Raw genomic sequence first — 1,166 nt, 5'->3', positions numbered from 1 at the left:
CGAGAAACCACCGCATTATGTGAAACACCCATCTTCTTCGCAAACGCACGAACCGATAAACCCTTACGATGCTTCTTTGTCATTGCCATCTCTTTTACTAAATATTTTTCAACATTCATCCTTTTCTTTAGATTGGTATCATGCTATGATACATAAAAGAGTGAATGAAGGTGATTTGGTGATTGAATCTTTTGCTGATAAGCGGTGTAAAGATCTTTTAGAAGGTAATCCGCCTAAAGGTTTTCCAACAACTCTAGTACGTATAGCCCAAAGAAAATTGTTTATGCTCGATAAAGCGGTTGATCTTAAAGATTTACGCAGTCCTCCAGGAAATCGTTTAGAAGCATTGAAAGGAGAGCGTAAAGGTCAATATTCTATTCGTATTAATGACCAGTTTCGTATTTGTTTTGAATGGCGCTCTAATGGCGCTTATGAAGTTGAAATCGTAGATTATCATTGATCTGTAGGAGGTCGAGATGAAAAATTATATTGCTATTCATCCCGGAGAAATTTTACGAGAGGAATATTTAAAAGAATATGCTCTCTCTGCTTATGCCCTTGCAAAAGCATTAAATGTTCCACGCACGAGAATAGAACGTATTGTTGCTGAAAATAGTCCGGTGACTCCCGATACTGCTCTCAGATTAGCCTATTTTTTTGATACTACTGCTGAATTTTGGCTCAACATGCAAGCTGCTTATGACGTTAGTATATTACAAACTGAAAAAGCAGACGAATTTGCCAAAATCAATAAATTTGAATGTAGGGTTTAATGATCTTTCCACTCATGAAGTTTTAAGACGTAACAGATAATTGACGATCCGGTATAATCGAGTGTATATTCCGATATGCAAACGGATACGCTCCAAGTCACACGAGAATTATTGGTTTTCAAAAAAACTTTAAAATAAGATGCGGCTACACAAAAGAAGATTTGGAAGCCGTGGATTCTCCACCATTGACAGATGAAGAACTTGCACGTCTAAAGCCAGCTAAAGATGTTTTACCACCCTCCTTCTTTAAATATGTAACAAAAGAACGCCGTAAACGTGGGTAAAAGTCTTAAAAAAGCAAGCGGTTGTTAAGCCAAACGATCTCGCCACTCTAAAAAATGTGCTTTACAGTTGAAATTAAACTTCAATTGTATTACATTGAAATACAGTTAC

The 1,166-nt window shown here is 36.7% G+C and carries 2 protein-coding genes; both read left to right on the top strand.

What is annotated here, in order from left to right:
- Positions 1-145: 145 nt before the first annotated feature.
- A complete protein-coding gene (locus ACFINZ_RS09780) occupies positions 146-460 on the top strand; it encodes a type II toxin-antitoxin system RelE/ParE family toxin (RefSeq protein WP_375634175.1) in 315 nt (104 codons plus the stop codon).
- Positions 461-476: 16 nt separating this feature from the next.
- The gene (locus ACFINZ_RS09775) at positions 477-773 is read left to right on the top strand and encodes a HigA family addiction module antitoxin (protein WP_004861504.1); all 297 of its coding nucleotides are present in this window, start codon (positions 477-479) and stop codon (positions 771-773) included.
- Positions 774-1,166: the final 393 nt, after the last annotated feature.

Origin of the sequence: Bartonella sp. AA81SXKL, assembly GCF_042196945.1 — a bacterium.
In the GTDB taxonomy this organism is placed as follows: Bacteria; Pseudomonadota; Alphaproteobacteria; order Rhizobiales; family Rhizobiaceae; genus Bartonella.
This window is presented reverse-complemented; position numbering and strand designations above follow the sequence as displayed.